This window comes from Streptomyces sp. ISL-96, from assembly GCF_018614035.1.
GTDB lineage: Bacteria > Actinomycetota > Actinomycetes > Streptomycetales > Streptomycetaceae > Streptomyces.
Window position 1 is genome coordinate 133,354 of record NZ_JAGGPA010000009.1, and the last position, 16,783, is coordinate 150,136.

Below are 16,783 nucleotides of genomic sequence, written 5' to 3' on the forward strand. Positions count from 1 at the left end.
GTACGAAAGAAGGCAATTCACATGAGCAGCAGCAGCGAGCAGCAGTTCCGCGGTCCGGTCGACTCCTCCCGCATCCCCCGGTACGCGGGCCCGGCGACGTTCGCGCGGCTGCCCCGCCTCGACGAGGTCGGCACCGCCGATGTCGCCATCGTCGGCGTGCCCTTCGACTCCGGGGTCTCCTACCGACCCGGCGCCCGCTTCGGCGGCAACGCGATCCGCGAGGCCTCGCGCCTCCTGCGCCCGTACAACCCGGCGCAGGACGCGTCGCCCTTCGCGCTCGCGCAGGTCGCCGACGCCGGTGACATCGCCGCCAACCCGTTCAACATCAACGAGGCCGTCGAGACGATCGAGGCCGCGGCCGACGACCTCATCGGCTCCGGCGCCCGCATGATGACGCTCGGCGGCGACCACACCATCGCCCTTCCCCTCCTGCGCTCCGTCGCGAAGAAGCACGGCCCGGTGGCCCTGCTGCACTTCGACGCGCACCTGGACACGTGGGACACGTACTTCGGCGCGGAGTACACCCACGGCACGCCGTTCCGCCGGGCCGTCGAGGAGGGCATCCTCGACACCGAGGCGCTCTCCCACGTCGGTATCCGCGGCCCCCTCTACGGCAAGCAGGACCTGACCGACGACGAGAAGATGGGCTTCGGCATCGTCACGTCGTCCGACGTCTACCGGCGCGGCGCCGACGAGGTCGCCGACCAGCTCCGCCAGCGCATCGGCGACCGCCCGCTCTACATCTCCATCGACATCGACTGCCTCGACCCGGCCCACGCGCCCGGCACCGGCACCCCGGAGGCGGGCGGCATGACCTCCCGCGAGCTGCTGGAGATCCTGCGCGGCCTGTCCTCCTGCAACCTGGTCTCGGCGGACGTCGTCGAGGTGGCGCCGGCGTACGACCACGCGGAGATCACCTCCGTCGCCGCCTCCCACACGGCGTACGAGCTGACGACGATCATGTCCCGGCAGATCGCCGCCAACCGCGCCCAGGGCGGCGCGGAGCAGCGCGCGAAGTAACCTCACCGCCGGAGCCGGCACCGGCCCGCCGCCGCGCACTCATGCGTACGGCGGGCCGGCCGTCCGGCGCGCGGCCGGAACGACGCCCGGCACGACGGAAGGGATGGATGTACGCATGACCCACGACCACGACCTGGTCCTGCGGCCCACCGCCGCGCAGACCGAGGCCGCCCTGAACCCGCCCCCCGGCCGCAACGGCGGCGACCTCGTCGTCGAGACCCTGTCCGGCCTGGGCGCGACGACGGTCTTCGGCCTCCCCGGCCAGCACGCGCTGGGCATGTTCGACGCGCTGCGCCGCTCGTCCCTCTCGTACGTCGGCCTGCGCGTCGAGAACAACGCGGGCTTCGCCGCCGACGCGTACGGCCGGATCACCGGCGAGGCGGCGCCGCTGCTCCTGTCCACCGGCCCGGGGGCCCTCACCGCGCTCGCCGCGCTCCAAGAGGCGGCGGCGGCGTCAGCGCCCGTACTCGCGATCAGCAGCCAGATCCCGTCGGCGGGGCTGGGCGGCGGCAGGCACGGCTACCTGCACGAACTGCGCGACCAGAAGGCGTCGTTCCGCGACATCGTGAAGTCGGTCCACACGGTTCGTACGGCGTCGCAGATCCCGTCCGCGATCGCCGAGGCGTGGGAGTCGGCCCTGACGGCCCCGCACGGCCCGGTATGGATCGAGATCCCCCAGGACGTCCTGTTGGCGGAGACGTCCCTCCCCGTCGTCACGGCAATGGACGCGACCCCGCGCGAACTCCCTCCACGCCCCGAACTGACGGCTCTGGCTGCCCACTTGCTGTCGACGGCCGACCGTCCGGTGATCATCGCGGGTGGCGGTGTCGTACGCTCCGACGCCTCCGGCAAGCTGCGCGCGCTGGCGGAGAAGCTGAACGCGCCGGTGGTCACGACGTTCGGCGGCAAGGGCGCGTTCCCGTGGACGCATCCACTTTCCCTCCAGTCGTGGATGGAGGACCGCCACACGACGGACTTCCTGGAAGAGGCGGACGTACTCCTGGTGGTCGGCAGCGGCCTGGGTGAACTGTCCTCCAACTACTTCACGTTCAGCCCGCGCGGCCGGATCATCCAGATCGACGCCGACCTGGGCAAACTCGAATCGAACCACCCGGCACTAGGCATCCACGCGGACGCCCGCCTGGCGCTCTCGGCGCTGCTGGAGACGGTGGAGGACCGCGAGGACGAGGGGGCGGCGGAGCGAGTGGCGGCGGTGCTGTCGAAGGTTCGCGCCCGCATCGCCTCCCAGGACCTCCCCCTGGAGCAGCACCTGCTCGCATCGATCCGGGAAGCACTCCCCGCCACGTCCCCGAGCTTCTGGGACATGACGATCCTGGCGTACTGGGCCTGGTCGGCGTTCGACCCCCGCCACCCCAACACCATGCACTCGGCGCAGGGCGCGGGCGGCCTCGGCTACGGCTTCCCGGCGGCGCTCGGCGCGGCGACGGCGGACCGTACCCGCCCCGTACTCGCGGTCTCCGGCGACGGCGGCGCGATGTACTCCATCGCGGAACTCGCCACCGCCCGCCAGCACAGCCTCCCGGTCACCTGGCTGATCGTGGACGACGGCGGCTACGGCATCCTCCGCGAGTACATGACCGACGCCTTCGCCGAGGCCACCGGCACGGAACTGGCCCGCCCGGACTTCATCGCCCTGGCGGATTCCTTCGGCGTACCGGCAGCACGCACGACCCCGGAAACCCTGACCGAAGACCTGACCAAGTCCTTCTCGACCCCCGGCCCTTCGGTGCTCGTACTCCCGGCGCTGCTCCGAATGTTCGCCCCGACACACCTGACGGGAGCCTGATCACGCACGCGTGACGGAGCCCAACGGCTCCGTCTGCTCCGGAAGTTTGAGCTCTGCCCAGACCGCCTTGCCAATACCGTGGCGCCGAGGGCAGTAGCCCCATCGCTGCGCCAGGGCGACGATGATGGCTAGGCCCCGGCCTCGTTCGTCGTCGTCGCCCGCTTGGTGCGGGGTCGGGTGGCAGCCGTTGGCGTCGGCGACCTCAATGCGCAGGACCCCGTCATAGCGTGCGAACCGTACGCCGATCTCTCGGCCCGGTGGGACGTACGCGTGCTGGACGGAGTTGGTGACCAGCTCCGACACGAACAGTTCGGCGGTCTCCGCCACCGTGCCGTCGATCTTCCAGGCCGCGAGCTGTTCGCGCAGCAGGGCCCGGGCGCGTCCCGCGCTGCGCGGGCTGCGGGGGAGTTGCCACGTAACTTCGAGGGGTACGTCGGTGGGGTGGACCGGCATGGAAGCCTCCTGAGCGTCGCAATGACACATGCATCTCTAGAGATCTATGCCAGTGAAGCGTGATGAAGGCTGTCTGGTCCAGTGCTTCTCTAGAGATGTACGCGCTTGCTCGCTTGTGCTCAAATGCTGGCCGGGTGGTGCCCGGCGAAAGGCGCCTAGGATGTCTAGAGATGATCAGGGAGGACTTCTCCATGGGTAGCCAGGGCGCCGGCCGAGAGCTCAAGTACCAGCGCATCGCAACGGAGCTGAAGGCTGCGATTGAGGCGGGTGAGTACGCGCCGGGCGAGCGTCTGCCTGGAGAGAACGACCTGATGGCCACGTACGACGTCGCCCGTATGACGGCGCGGCAGGCGCTGGGCGTGCTTCAGTCCGAGGGGCTGGTCGAAGCGCGCAAGGGTGCGGGGGTCTTTGTCCGTGAGTTCAGGCCCATCAGGCGCCGCGGGGTGCAGCGGCTCTCGCACCTGACGTGGGGTGAGGGGCGGTCCATCTGGGAAGGCGAGGCCGAGGGACGAGACTTGGTGGTCGAGTTGCTCTCGGTGGCCGAGGAAGAGGCACCGGAGGGGATCGCGGGCGTCCTCGGTGTCGCGCCGGGCGCGCGAGTGTACGTACGCCGTCGGCGATTCGTGCTCGACGGTAAGCCGGTGCTGCTCGCCTCGTCCTACCTTGACGCCGAACTCGTGGCAGGAACGGCGATTGTGCAGGCGGATACCGGCCCCGGCGGAATCTATGCGCGGCTTGAGGAACTCGGTGTCAAACCGGTCCATTTCCGCGAGGAGGTCCGCTCCCGGATGCCGAGCGCGGCCGAGGCCGGCGACCTCGGCCTGGCATCAGGCACTCCGGTCGTCCTCGTCTGCCGCACGGCTTTCGCCGAGGGTGGGCGCGTGGTTGAGGTGAACGACATGGTCCTGGACGCGTCGGCGTACGTCCTGGAGTACGACTTCGACGCCTGACGTCCAGCATTCAGGGCCTGCTGCCCGAAGAAGTGCGCGCCTGATGCTCTGCGTTTGGCCGGCGTAGCCACGCGACGACAACTTGCTTACGCAGAGGGGGGATGGGGACATGACGCGCAGCGGGCGGCGCCCCCGTCCTCCGGCCCTGCGCGGCATCTTTGAACGCCGAGGCCATCGCACGATGGCTGCGCCGCGAAGAGGTCTCCCGTCGCCTGTACACCGCGCGCTACGAGCAAGAGGGCCCCGTCATCTCTTTCACCACGCGTAGCCATTTCAAGGACGACGAAGACATCGTCGTGTGCCGTGGCTCCATTCTCCGGTGAATCCCGTACAACCTTTCCGCCCCCCAAGGGTCATCTGAAGCAGACGTTACGAGGGGACGGAAAACCACACCATGACGCACAGTCGAATAACGCTCGCCACTACCGCCGCAGTCCTGGCCGGGGCGGTACTCGTGCCCCTCGCCGCCGCCGCGCCCGCCGCTGCCGCTACCGCGCCGACGGTGGTCTGCACCTCGGGCAAGACCGGGCTCGCGGCCAAGCTGACCACGGGTATCACCGAGGCGCTCAAGGGGCGGAAGTCCACGACCGCGATCTCGCTGTACGACCGCACCACCAAGACCACCTGCACCTTGCGCGCCGCGCAGAAGTACGACTCCGCGAGCGTGGTCAAGGTGACCGTCCTCGCCGCGCTGCTGTGGGACGCGAAGAAGACCAACCGCTACCTGACGTCGCGCGAGAACCAGCTCGCCACCGACATGATCACCAAGTCGGACAACAACGCCACCAGCACCCTGTGGCGGCAGCTCGGCATGACGAAGATCAAGGGTTTCCTGGCCGCCGCCGGGATGACCCAGACCGTGCCCGGCACCGGCGGCTACTGGGGCCTGACCCAGATCACCGCACGCGACGAGCAGAAGCTGCTCGCGCTGCTCACCGCGAAGAACACCGTGCTGAGCGACAATTCGCGCAAGTACACCCTCGGCCTGATGGGCAAGGTCATCTCCTCCCAGCGCTGGGGCACTCCGGCCGGCGCCCCGTCCACCGCCAAGATCCAGGTCAAGAACGGCTGGCTGCCGCGCTCCACGCACGGCTGGCGCGTGCACTCCATCGGCGCGTTCACCGGCAACGGCCACGACTACGGGATCACGGTGCTCACCTACGACAACGCCACCATGAACGACGGCGTGAACACCATCCAGGCCGTGTCCCGCGCGATCCACAAGGCCCTCAACCCGACGGCGTCCGCATCGACTCTGTACGCCCCGACCGAGACACCCCGCGAGGCGATCCCGGCGGTACCGAAGTCCTGACGGCCCGGCTCCGTCAGGCAGCGGTGGTACGTGCGCGGAACGCGACAACGGACGTATCACCGTCGAGCTCCACACTCAGCGAGGCCTCCATCGCCCGTGCCAGCCGCGCGAGCAGCGGCAGCGTCGGCATGGTGCCGCCCAGCTCCAGCTTGGAGATCTGCGGCTGCGTCATGCCGGCGCGCTGCGCGAGCTCGGTCTGCGAGATCCCGAGCTCGGTACGCCGGTCGTACACCGCCTGACCGAGATCCCACGACATGCTGATCTCCTCGCGCAGCTTGGCGACCTCGGGATCTTCCGCGATGCCCTGGGCGATCTTCCGGTCCCTGGCGAGTTTCCACTGGGCGTGGCTGACCATTACAGCCCTCCTTGCTGTGTGTCGCGGACGAATACATCGTGCGCAGGTTCGTGTGCTGCTTGGCAGACGGCCTTCGCCTGCTTCGCGCGGGCGACTTCCGCGTCCTCGCGCTGCTTCGTTTTGCGGAAGACCGTCAGCAGCACGGCTCGGCGTCCCGGAGCGAGCCAGTACGTGATTCTGACAGCGTCACGATTGGGGCCGAGGTCGAATCGCAATTCCCTCACCCCGTTTCCCAGATGGCGCGAGTGCGGCTCGCAGAGCGTGCTCGCATCCCCAGCCAGTCGGGCAGCGGCGTGTTCGGCCCTCGCGTAGTCGTGCTCTGACAGGTTCATCAGCCACAGCCGGACCTCCGGCTCGATCTCGATCACAAAGGGATCATCCATACACCGGAACGTATAGATGCTTGAGTGTATGGCGTGATGAAACGTACGTGAAGCCCACCGAACGGGTGATGGTCCTAGGACCAGAGACCGGTCTTCATGGCGGCGGGATGAAATCCGCACCTCACCGCGTTGGTGACTTCCGGCAGATCAGGACGTCAGGACGACCGGGAGGCAACAGTGGCGGCGGCAGATCAAGGGTGGGCACGGCGGCTGGCGGGCTATGCCTGGAGGTACCGGCGCAATGTCGTGCTCGCACTGGGATCGTCGCTCGCCGGCATGGCCGTCATGGCGCTCGTCCCGCTCATCACCAAGGTGATCATCGACGACGTCATCGGGGCCAAGACGCGGTCGCTCGCCGTATGGACCGGGCTGCTCATCGTCGCCGCCGTCGTCGTGTACGGCCTCACCTACATCCGCCGCTACTACGGCGGCCGCCTCGCCCTCGACGTCCAGCACGATCTGCGCACCGAGATGTACGGGACCATCACCCGCCTCGACGGACGCCGCCAGGACGAGCTCTCCACCGGGCAGGTCGTCGGCCGCGCCACCACCGACCTCCAGCTCATCCAGAGCCTCCTCTTCATGCTCCCGATGACCATCGGGAACTTCCTGCTGTTCTTCATCTCGCTCGGGATCATGGCGTGGCTCTCGCCGCTCCTGACCCTCGTCGCCCTCGCCGTCGCCCCCGCCCTGTGGTTCATCGCCAAGCGCAGCCGCACCCGGCTCTTTCCGGCCACCTGGTACGCCCAGGGCCAGGCCGCCGCCGTCGCCGGCGTCGTCGACGGGGCCGTGTCGGGCGTACGCGTCGTGAAGGGCTTCGGGCAGGAGGACCAGGAGACCGGCAAGCTGCGCGAGGTCAGCCGCCGCCTCTTCGCCGGGCGGATGCGGACCGTCCGGCTGAACTCCCGCTACACCCCCGCCCTCCAGGCTGTGCCCACCCTCGGCCAGGTCGCGATGCTCGCGCTCGGCGGCTGGCTCGCGACGCGCGGGGAGATCACCCTCGGTACGTTCGTGGCCTTCTCCACCTACCTCGCCCAGCTCGTCGGCCCCGTCCGCATGCTCGCCATGGTCCTCACCGTCGGGCAGCAGGCCCGCGCCGGTGTCGAGCGCGTCCTGGAGCTGATCGACACCGAGCCGTCCATCGAGGACGGGACCAAGGAGCTTCCCGCCGACGCACCCGCCACCGTCGAGTTCGACGACGTGTCGTTCGGCTACGACGACGACCGGCCCGTCCTCGACGGCTTCTCCCTCGAAATCCGGGCCGGGGAGACCGTCGCCGTCGTCGGCTCCTCGGGCAGCGGCAAGTCCACCGTGTCGCTGCTCCTGCCGCGCTTCTACGACGTGTCCCACGGCGCCGTCCTCGTCGGCGGGCACGACGTCCGCGAACTCACCCTCGACTCGCTGCGCGCAGCCATAGGGCTCGTACCGGAGGACAGCTTCCTCTTCTCCGACACCGTCCGCGCCAACATCGCCTACGGCCTGCCGGACGCGACCGACGAGCAGGTCCTGGCCGCCGCCCGCGCCGCCCAGGCCGACCGCTTCATCTCCGAGCTGCCGAACGGCTACGACACCACCGTCGGCGAGCACGGCCTCACCCTCTCCGGCGGCCAGCGCCAGCGCATCGCCCTCGCCCGCGCCATCCTCACCGACCCCCGCCTGCTCCTCCTCGACGACGCCACCTCCGCCGTGGACGCCCGCGTCGAGCACGAGATCCACGAGGCACTGAAGTCCGTCATGGCCGGGCGTACGACGCTGCTCATAGCCCACCGCCGCTCCACCCTCAACCTCGCCGACCGCATCGCCGTGATCGACGACGGCCGCCTCTCCGACATCGGTACGCACGAGGAGCTCCAGGAGCGCTCGGCGCTCTACCGGCGGCTGCTCACCGACCCCGACGAGCTCGGCGGCGTATCGCCCGGGCACATCCTCACCAAGGCGCCGGAACCCGCCGACGACCGGTCCGTGCAGGCCGAGCTGGACGCCGAGTTCGACGCCGAGCGCGGCATCACGCCCGAGCTGTGGGTACGGGACGAGGCCTCGCCCGACGACCGCGCAGCCACCGACCACGCGCCGGGGATGCCCGCAACGCCCGAGCTGCTCGCGCAGGTCGAGGCGCTGCCGCCCGCCAACGACGTACCCGACATCGACGAGAACCGCGCCGTCCAGCCCGAGGAGTCGTACGGCCTGCGCCGCCTGCTGCGCGGCTTCGGGCTGCCGCTGCTCGTCAGCCTCGCGCTCGTCACCGTGGACGCCGGCATGGGGCTGCTCCTGCCGATCATGATCCGGCACGGCATCGACGAGGGCGTCACCCAGCTCGCGCTCGGCGCGGTCTGGGCGGCGGCCGGGCTCGCGCTGCTGTCCGTCATCGTGCAGTGGGTCGCGCAGACCGCCGAGATCCGGATGACCGGCCGGACCGGCGAGCGCGTGCTCTACGCGCTGCGCCTCAAGATCTTCGCCCAGCTCCAGCGCCTCGGCCTCGACTACTACGAGCGCGAGCTGACCGGCCGCATCATGACCCGCATGACGACGGACGTCGACGCCCTGTCGACGTTCCTCCAGACCGGCCTCGTCACCGCCTTCGTCTCCGTCGTCACCTTCTTCGGCATCATGGTCGCGCTCCTCGTCATCGACGTGCAGCTGGCCCTGGTCGTCTTCGCGACACTGCCGGTGCTGATCATCGGTACGTACTTCTTCCGCAAGTCGAGCGTCAAGGCCTACGAGCTGGCGCGCGACCGCGTCAGTCTCGTCAACGCCGACCTCCAGGAGTCCGTGTCCGGGCTGCGCATCGTCCAGGCGTTCCGGCGCGAGCGCACAGGCGCCGAGCGGTTCGCGGAGCGCAGCGACAGCTACCGGCAGGCGCGGGTGCGCGGCCAGTGGCTGATCTCCATCTACTTCCCCTTCGTGCAGCTGCTGTCGTCCGTCGCCGCCGCCGCGGTGCTGATCGTCGGCGCGGGGCGGGTGGACGCGGGCACACTCACCACCGGCGCGCTCGTCGCGTACCTCCTCTACATCGACCTGTTCTTCGCCCCCGTACAGCAGCTCTCCCAAGTCTTCGACGGATACCAGCAGGCCACGGTCTCCCTGCGGCGCATCCAGGAACTCCTCCAGGAGCCCACCTCGACCGCCCCCGCCGACCGGCCGAAGGAAGTCCCGTCGCTGAGCGGCGAGATCGCCTTCGAGGACGTGCGGTTCCAGTACGGCGATGAGGAAGAGGCGCTGAGCGGGATCGATCTGCGGATCCCGGCCGGCCAGACCGTCGCCTTCGTCGGCGAGACCGGCGCGGGCAAGTCCACTGTCGTCAAGCTCGTCGCCCGCTTCTACGATCCGACCTCCGGGCGCATCACCGCCGACGGCACCGACCTGCGCGACCTCGACATCACGGCGTACCGGCACCGCCTCGGCGTCGTACCGCAGGAGGCGTACCTCTTCGCGGGCACGGTCCGCGACGCCATCGCCTACGGCCGGCACGACGCCACCGACGCCGAGGTCGAGGCGGCGGCCCGCGCGGTCGGCGCGCACGACATGATCGCGACGCTGGACGGCGGCTACCTGCACGAGGTCGCCGAACGCGGCCGCAACCTCTCCGCCGGCCAGCGCCAGCTCATCGCGCTCGCCCGCGCCGAACTCGTCGACCCGGACATCCTGCTCCTCGACGAGGCGACCGCCGCCCTGGACCTGGCGACCGAGGCCCAGGTCAACCAGGCCACGGACCGTCTCACCGGCCGCCGTACCACGCTGGTCGTCGCCCACCGCCTGACGACGGCGGCGCGCGCGGACCGGGTGGTGGTCATGGACCACGGCCGGGTCGTCGAGGACGGCACGCACGACGAACTGCTGGCCCTGGAGGGGACGTACGCCCGCCTGTGGCGCACGTTCGTGGGCGAGGACGAGCCGGCGGCCGTCTGAGTACGTTCCGTGAGGAAGACGAGTAGCGGAGCCGGTCCCTCAGCGGGGCCGGCTCCGCTTTGATGAGGGGCATGAACAAGGCTCCGTACCTTGTCCCGAACCTTCGTGCGGAAGTCCCGCAACCGCACACTGTTTCCCAAGCGTCCGTACGCACGTACGCTCATGTGGGGTAAGGGGACACGTGTGTTCGCTGCGGCGAGTGGGGCGATGAGAAAACACCTGATGTACGGACTTGCCATCGTGATCGCGGCGGCGGGACTGACTCTCGCGAGCCCCGGCATCGGGAGCGCCGAGGCGGCGTCTGCCGGACCGGCCTGTTCCGGCCGGAAAGTGAAGACGGTCGCCTTCGCCACCGGAGAACTGCGCATCTACAAGAGCCGCCGCTACGCCTGCGCCATCACCGTCTCCAAACGCCCCGGCGTACGGCAGACCATGGCAGTCACCATCCAGGCGCGCGGCAGCCGCACCGCCAGGGACAGCGGCCGCTTCACCTACCGCGCCGGACCGGTGACGGTCTACGCCCTCAACCGCTGTGTGCGGGCGCATGGTTCGGTCGGTGCGCGGAACGCATCGACCGGCTGGATTCTCTGCTGAGTCTGGTGGTACGGGAGTTGCCCGGCTAGGTTCGCCCCGTCGTCTGTGACTGAACAGGGGAGGGCGAATGCGCAAGGCGCGCAGCATGCTGCTGTCGTTCGCGGTGCTCATAGGCACCATAGGACTCGGCAGCGCACCGGCCGGGGCGGTCACCACCGCAGAGCCGGGCACCGAGCAGGACATCAAGGAGCGAATACTCGCGATACCGGGCATGAGCCTGGTCGAGGAGAAGCCGTACACCGGCTATCGCTATTTCGTACTGAACTACACCCAGCCGGTCGACCACCGGGACCCGTCCAAGGGCACCTTCAAGCAGCGCGTCACCCTGCTGCACAAGGACACCAACCGCCCGACGGTCTTCTTCACCAGCGGCTACAACGTCTCGACGGCCCCGCGCCGCAGTGAGCCGACGCAGATCATCGACGGCAACCAGGTCTCGATGGAGTACCGCTTCTTCACCCCGTCCCGCCCGGCGGATCCCGCCGACTGGTCGAAGCTCGACATCAAGCAGGCCGCGAGCGACCAGCACCGCATCTTCACCGACCTGAAGAAGATCTACTCCAAGAAGTGGATCTCGACCGGCGGCTCCAAGGGCGGCATGACCGCGACGTACTACGAGCGCTTCTACCCGCGCGACATGGACGGCGTCGTCGCGTACGTCGCCCCCAACGACGTGGTGAACAAGGAGGACGCGGCGTACGACCGCTTCTTCCGCGGCGTCGGCACCAAGGAGTGCCGCGACGCGCTCAACGCCGTACAGCGTGAGGCACTTGAGCGGCGCGGTCCGCTGAGCGCCAAGGTCAAGGAGTGGGCGGACGCCAACAACGCCACCTTCAACACCGTCGGCAGCCTCGACAAGGCGTACGAGTCCACGGTCCTCGACTTCGTGTGGGCCTTCTGGCAGTACAGCAAGGCGGCCGACTGCGCGGACGTGCCCGCCGCGGACTCCTCCGACCAGGTCATCTACGACTACGTCGACGCGATCTCCGGCTTCTCCGCCTACAGCGACGGCAGTCTGGCGACGTACACGCCGTACTACTACCAGGCGGGCACCCAGCTGGGCGCGCCGCAGATCGAGTACCCGCACCTCGACGGCCTCATGAAGTACGGCCCGGACTTCTTCCAGCCGCGTGTCTACGTGCCGCGCGACATCCCGATGAAGTTCAACCCGAGCACGATGCGGGACGTGGACAGCTGGGTGCGGCACAACGCCACGCGGATGCTGTTCGTGAACGGCCAGAACGACCCGTGGAGCGCCGAACCCTTCCGCCTCGGCAAGGGCGCGCGCGACTCGTACGTCTACACCGCGCCCGGCGCCAACCACGGCGCCAACGTCGCGGGCCTCGCCCCCGCCGAGAAGGCGAAGGCGACCGCCGCGATCCTCGAATGGGCGGGCGTGGCCCCGGCCGCCGTCCAGGCGGACCCGGCGAAGGCGAAGCCGCTGGCACGGTACGACGCGAAGCTGGACAAGCGCGACGCGGAGCAGCGACAGACGCTGCGCCCGTAACGCAACGTAACGCACTCATGCTCGAACGGGCTGCGCCCGCCGGGGTTTCACACCCGGCGGGCGCAGCCCACCCCCTTCTGCACGCCCAACTGGACGTACAACGCCGTCGCCGGCGGAGAACTGCGCCCACTACACACGTCCGCTAGTACGTCTAGTACGTCAGTCCGTACCCCACCGGATACAGCACCTTCGCCGGATCGTCCGCACGCTGTATCGGAACCGGCAGCTTCCCTCCGGGCACGCTATGGCCGGCGATGGCCCGCACAGCCGCACGCAGTTCGACATCGGTCCAGGAGTACGCGGCGACGCTCGCGCCGAACCCCGTCCCGACGAGCTGGGCGATGTCGTACGGATTGCGGATGGCGAGGGCGACGACGGGCACCCCGGTCGCGGCCAGCTCGCGGACGAGGGTGCGCTGGGGACTGGTGGCGGAGACGTTGTACGTCCCCACCACAACCACGTCCTTGCCCTTGGCCGCGGCCACCGCTTCCTTGATCTTCGCCTGGGTCGGGGTGATCCCGGTGGACAGGGCCGTGGCGGTGAAGCCGAGTTCGGTCAGGGCTTTGGCGATGACGGTGGTGGGCGGCCCGGTGGTCCCGGTGGGGGACGCGGGATCGGCCCCGACCACGAGCACATTCCGGTGCGTACGACGGCTGAGCGGCAGCAGCCCGCTGTCATTGGCGAGCAGGGTGGTGGTCCCCTCGGCGATCCGGTCGGCCGCGTCGATGTGGGCGCGCGAGCCCACGGTCCTGTCCACGTCCTTGTGAGAGACGTAGGGGTCGCGGAACAGCCCGAGCTTGGCCTTGAGCAGCAGGATCCGCAGGATCGATTCCTCGACCCGCGCCATGCTCAATTCCCCGTCCCGCACGGCCTTGAGGACGGCGTTCCAGGCGACGGGCAGGTCCGGCGGGTTCAGCAGCTGGTCGCACCCGGCGAGGAGCGCGAGGACGGGCACCCGGTCGTCGCCGTACTTCTGGCGTACGCCCGCCATGGCGAGGGAGTCGGTCACGACGACCCCGTCGTAGCCGAGGCGCTCGCGCAGGACACCGGTCAGGATCGGCTTGGAGAGCGTGGCCGGGTCCTTGGCCGGATCGAGAGCCGGTACGACGATATGCGCGGTCATGATCGAGTCGATACCGGCGGCGATGGCGGCCCGGAACGGCGGCGCGTCCAGTTCCTCCCACTGCTCGGCGGTGTGATGGATCGTCGGGAGGGAGTAGTGGCTGTCGTCCTTCGTGTCGCCGTGCCCGGGGAAGTGCTTGGAGGTGGCGGCGATCCCGGCGCCCTGATACCCCTTCACCTGCGCGGCGACCATTCCGGCGACGGCTTGCGGGTCGGACCCGAAGGACCGTACGCCGATGACGGGGTTGGCCGGGTTGACGTTGACGTCGGCGACGGGCGCGTAGTTCTGCACGATGCCCATGGCCGCGAGCTCGGCCCCCGCGATCCGCGCCGCCTTGCGCGCGTCGGAACGCGACCCGCCGGCCCCGAGCGCCATCGCGCCCGGCACGAGGGTCGCGGGCTTGCCGACGCGCGCGACGATGCCGTGCTCCTGGTCGGTGGAGATGAGGAGGGGGACGGGGGTGTCCTGGGCGAGCCCGGCGCGCTGGATGCCGTTCGACAGGTCGGCGATCTGGTGAGGGTCGCGGGTGTTGTGCGCCCAGGCGAAGTAGATGATGCCGCCGACGTGGTACTTCGCCACCAGTTCGGCGGCGGTCCTGACTCCCATCTCCTTGAGATTCATATCGATGTCGACCTGGTCGGGCTCGGTCGCGGAGTGCCCGTACGCCCGCATGACGAAGAGCTGGCCGACCTTCTCTTCGAGGCTCATGCGGGAGATGAGGCGCTTGAGCCGCTCCCGCCCGGCGCCCCTGACGGACTCGTCACCTGTGCTTGTACCTGTGGCCGTGGCCGTGGCCGTGGCCGTCGCCGTGTCCGAGGCGGCGGCGGCGGGAGTGGAGCTGATGGCGGTCGCGGCCACTGCGGCGGCGGTCGCGGTGAGCAGGGTGCGTCTGGAAGTGGAGGCGGAGGTGCGGTGGTGGTCCACGTGAGCTCCTTACGGCCGTACCCGACAAGGGAGTTGAAGGAAACTTCCAAGAAGTCACGGATATACGGAAAGTAACTGCCAGGTCAAGGGTGTGGCAGCACATAGGAGCCAGGACCCCCCACAAAGGGGAGCCGCCACTGGCGCATTCGGAGGGGGGCGCACCAGTGACGGCTGTGCTGCCGGCCGCAGGCGGCTGGAGAGGGGAGTCGGCGATCGCAGCCAGCAGCGAGTGCCGACACCGCTGTGCGGAGACTCACGGCAGTACGCCGATCGGACGGCCCCGGCACGCCACAGGTTCCGCCGCTACGGAGATTTCAGGAAATGGTGCGGGTGGGGTGGATGGGTGGATGGGGTGGATGGGTGGGGCGGCTGGGTTGCGTTGTTCGAGGTCGCAGTAGCACTCGGGGCCGAGCGGGAAGGGGGCTTCGCGCGGCCTGGGGCGTTGGTGGCTTCTGCGATGGGGGCCGCCACATGTAAGTGTGGCGTCGGAGGCCCGCCGGTAAAGGGCGCTCCTGCGTCGCGTCGCCTGCGGCGATTGCGCTGCGCTACACCCTTGACCGTCGGCCCTCCGCCGCAATGCTTCTGGGGGGCGGCCCCCGGGGGGAGCCCACGGGGAGGCCCGGCAAGTGGCCGCTGTCTCGCTGCCGCCCGAGGGTGTGTGGGTGGGGCGCATGAGCTCTAGGCCCGGACTTCGCGGGTCGCTGAAAAGGTTCGCCGCAGCGGCTCTTCGGCGTCCGAACCCGACCGGATCGGACCGGCATTGCGATCGCCGTTGCGGACCGGACTGAGCGGCGATCGGTCGTGACCAGTTGATCTTCACGATCGGGTGACCTGCGAAGTACGGGTCTAGGGGGCGGTGCGGCCCCAGTCTCAGCGGCTGCGGGAACGGCCGCTGGTGCAACACCCCCATTCCCACGCACACGCGCACTCAGGTAGGCGGACGGCCGGCCAACCGGGGCGACCTGCGGCCTGTCCGGTGCGCGGGTGGGGCGCGACAGTTCAATGGGGCGACTCGGGACGGTGTGGCGTCCACCCCGACCGGTGGTCGGTTGGGCCACAAGCTCGTTGCTGGTGTGGGCGGGTGGTGAGGCACCGACTGCACTGTGGAGCCCAGAAACCGGATCGCGGAAGCCGCCCCGCGACTCGTGCGAGCCACAGTGCGGACCGAAACGCTTCCGCGACGGCCGGAAACGATACAGCTGGGACGGATGGGGCTGCAGGGGCGTTGCGGCTCACGAAGTGCTGGGTTCGTTGCACACGCGGCCCGGAATCGGACGGTTGGAGCGCCCGAATCCCATCAAGGGCGGTCGAAAAGTCTCTGTGATGGCCGACAGTGAAGCGGTTGAAGCTGATGTGGCGGGAGGGTGGGATTCCGGCTGTCAGATCACCGCGGCGGCCGCCAGGTCCACCCTCGGCAATATGGCGTGCCGTCCCAGTCGTCCGAGCCGTCCGTGTGGGTTGAAACGCTCCCGTGGTGGCGGGAAACGATATGGCTGGGACGCATGGGGTTGCAGGGGCGTTGCGGCTCATGAAGTGCTGGGTTGGTTGCGCACATGGCTCCGAGGCGGACGGTTGGAGCGCCCGAATCCCATCAAGGGCGGTCGAAGGGCTCAGGTGGACCTGGCGGGCCACTGAGTCGTCCGAGCCGTCTGTGTGGGTTGAAACGCTCCCGTGATGGCGGGGAGCGATACGGCTGAGACGGGTGGGGTTGGAGGGGCGTTGGGATTCATCAAGTGTGGGGTTAATCGCGTTCCAGCGGCCCGCAGCGGGTCGTTGCAGCGAACGAAGCCCACAAGCGACGTAGCCGGCCACCGTGTCGGCCCGCACCAGCCGCCGCAGCCTCACACCGGCACGACGCCGTCCCACCGGGGCGCCGGTTGGGGCTGGTGTGACTGGTGGGCCGTCGGGAGTCGTCTTCTGCCATTGGCGTGCAACAAACCCCACAGATGACGCACGACGAGGCCTCACTCATGGGTCAAATGTGGGGTGAAACGGGCGCGCCTGTGTGTCACGTGCTGGGTTCGTCCCATCCCGCCGGTGTGGGAGCCGGGACAGTGCGCCATTTAGCCCGGCCGAGTCATCGTCCCGGCCGGACCGTCGGCAGGACCACCAACCCCTGGAGGCCCTTCCACCCACTCACATCAGCAACCTGCTTGCGGCCCAACCGACCACCGGTCCGGGTGGACGCCACAGCCACCCGAGTCACCCCATTCAACTGTCGCGCCCCACCCGCGCCGACAGGAGTCCGCAGGTCGACCCGGCAGATCGGCCGCCCTTCGACGTGGGTGCTTGTATGCGTGGGAATGGGGATGTCGCACCAACGGCCGTCGCCGCACCCGCCGAGCCAGGGGCCGGGCCGCCCCCTAAGCAGACCGCGCCCCACCCACTCGCCCGACAGCCACCGAACCCACCCGCGCTACTCCCCGAGCCCCCGTGCAGGGCGTTTTTC

At 69.3% G+C, this 16,783-nt stretch carries 11 protein-coding genes; 7 read left to right on the forward strand and 4 right to left on the reverse strand.

The annotated features are described in order from the left end of the window. The first annotated feature begins 21 nt into the window (after window positions 1-21). The gene (gene speB, locus J7E96_RS06455) at window positions 22-1,020 is read left to right on the forward strand and encodes an agmatinase (protein WP_215128330.1); all 999 of its coding nucleotides are present in this window, start codon (window positions 22-24) and stop codon (window positions 1,018-1,020) included. A 115-nt stretch (window positions 1,021-1,135) separates the two neighbouring features. Then, window positions 1,136-2,827, forward strand: coding sequence for a thiamine pyrophosphate-binding protein (locus J7E96_RS06460; RefSeq protein ID WP_215128332.1), 1,692 nt, complete (start codon window positions 1,136-1,138; stop codon window positions 2,825-2,827). Here J7E96_RS06460 and J7E96_RS06465 read toward each other — a convergent pair whose 3' ends face one another. After that, window positions 2,828-3,280: an ATP-binding protein gene (locus J7E96_RS06465; protein WP_215128334.1), complete on the reverse strand. Its 453-nt coding sequence runs from the start codon at window positions 3,278-3,280 to the stop codon at window positions 2,828-2,830. 191 nt (window positions 3,281-3,471) lie between these two features. Between J7E96_RS06465 and J7E96_RS06470 the strand changes: the two genes are divergently transcribed. Both J7E96_RS06470 and J7E96_RS06475 read left to right on the forward strand, forming a co-directional pair. Then, window positions 3,472-4,230, forward strand: a complete 759-nt coding sequence (locus J7E96_RS06470) for a GntR family transcriptional regulator (RefSeq protein ID WP_215128446.1) — start codon at window positions 3,472-3,474, stop codon at window positions 4,228-4,230. A gap of 394 nt (window positions 4,231-4,624) precedes the next feature. After that, entirely contained in the window at window positions 4,625-5,542 is a 918-nt protein-coding gene (locus tag J7E96_RS06475) for a serine hydrolase (protein ID WP_215128336.1), read from the forward strand. A 13-nt stretch (window positions 5,543-5,555) separates the two neighbouring features. Here J7E96_RS06475 and J7E96_RS06480 read toward each other — a convergent pair whose 3' ends face one another. Both J7E96_RS06480 and J7E96_RS06485 read right to left on the reverse strand, forming a co-directional pair. Beyond that, window positions 5,556-5,897, reverse strand: a complete 342-nt coding sequence (locus tag J7E96_RS06480; RefSeq protein WP_215128338.1) for a helix-turn-helix domain-containing protein — start codon at window positions 5,895-5,897, stop codon at window positions 5,556-5,558. Beyond that, window positions 5,897-6,280: a type II toxin-antitoxin system RelE/ParE family toxin gene (locus J7E96_RS06485; protein ID WP_215128340.1), complete on the reverse strand. Its 384-nt coding sequence runs from the start codon at window positions 6,278-6,280 to the stop codon at window positions 5,897-5,899. The genes J7E96_RS06480 and J7E96_RS06485 overlap by 1 nt, the downstream gene beginning before the upstream one ends. Before the next feature lie 177 nt (window positions 6,281-6,457). Here J7E96_RS06485 and J7E96_RS06490 point away from each other — a divergent pair, with 177 nt between their 5' ends. The 3 genes from J7E96_RS06490 to J7E96_RS06500 all read left to right on the forward strand — a co-directional run bounded on the left by J7E96_RS06490 (window position 6,458) and on the right by J7E96_RS06500 (window position 12,287). After that, a complete protein-coding gene (locus J7E96_RS06490) occupies window positions 6,458-10,186 on the forward strand; it encodes an ABC transporter ATP-binding protein (RefSeq protein WP_215128341.1) in 3,729 nt (1,242 codons plus the stop codon). Window positions 10,187-10,408: 222 nt separating this feature from the next. After that, window positions 10,409-10,780 carry a hypothetical protein gene (locus J7E96_RS06495; RefSeq protein ID WP_215128343.1) on the forward strand — a complete coding sequence of 124 codons (372 nt, stop codon included), beginning with the start codon at window positions 10,409-10,411 and terminating at the stop codon, window positions 10,778-10,780. A gap of 67 nt (window positions 10,781-10,847) precedes the next feature. Next, window positions 10,848-12,287 carry a S28 family serine protease gene (locus J7E96_RS06500; protein ID WP_215128345.1) on the forward strand — a complete coding sequence of 480 codons (1,440 nt, stop codon included), beginning with the start codon at window positions 10,848-10,850 and terminating at the stop codon, window positions 12,285-12,287. Window positions 12,288-12,438: 151 nt separating this feature from the next. Here J7E96_RS06500 and J7E96_RS06505 read toward each other — a convergent pair whose 3' ends face one another. Further along, window positions 12,439-14,334 carry a glycoside hydrolase family 3 protein gene (locus tag J7E96_RS06505; RefSeq protein WP_215128347.1) on the reverse strand — a complete coding sequence of 632 codons (1,896 nt, stop codon included), beginning with the start codon at window positions 14,332-14,334 and terminating at the stop codon, window positions 12,439-12,441. Window positions 14,335-16,783: the final 2,449 nt, after the last annotated feature.